Below are 578 nucleotides of genomic sequence, written 5' to 3'. Positions count from 1 at the left end.
GCCTGAACCGCACCAGCACCCGCCACTGGAACGCCCAGCACCAGATCATCCGCGCCAGCGACAACCTCGGCCAGACCTGGCTGTTCGAGTGGAACGACGAACGCCAGTTGCTCAGCGCCACCGACCCGCAGGGCGGCGGCTACACCTTCAGCTACGACGAAGCCGGCAACCTGATCAGCGAAACCGATCCGCTGGGCCGCAGCGACTCCACCCTGTGGCTCGAACACTGGGCCCTGCCGCTGGTGGACACCGACGCCGCCGGCAACAGCTGGCAGTATCGCTACGACCCTCGGGGCAATTGCATCGCCGAAACCGACCCGCAGGGTCACGTCACCCGCTACCGCTACGACAGCCACGGCCAGGTCGTCGAGATCATCGATGCCACCGGCAAAAGCAAGAAAGTGCGCTGGAACCCGTTCGGGCAATTGGTGGAGCACATCGATTGCTCAGGTTACCCGACGCGCTTTCGCTACGACTCGCGCGGCTATTTGCAAACCATCACCGATGCCCTCGGCGAGCGCACCCAGTTCAGCTACGACGCCCAGGGACGGCTGCTCAGCAGCCAGTTGCCGGACGGG

Annotated in this window: 1 pseudogene; it reads left to right on the top strand. The window is 65.2% G+C overall.

The features are described 5' to 3' along the window. A pseudogene (locus ACLEJR_RS27010) lies at nucleotides 1-578 on the top strand (RHS repeat-associated core domain-containing protein); the annotation flags it as partial.

Origin of the sequence: Pseudomonas sp. SMN5 (assembly GCF_052041925.1) — a bacterium.
Taxonomy (GTDB): domain Bacteria; phylum Pseudomonadota; class Gammaproteobacteria; order Pseudomonadales; family Pseudomonadaceae; genus Aquipseudomonas.
Note: the sequence above shows the minus strand (reverse complement) of the source record. Positions and strands in the feature narration are given on the sequence as shown.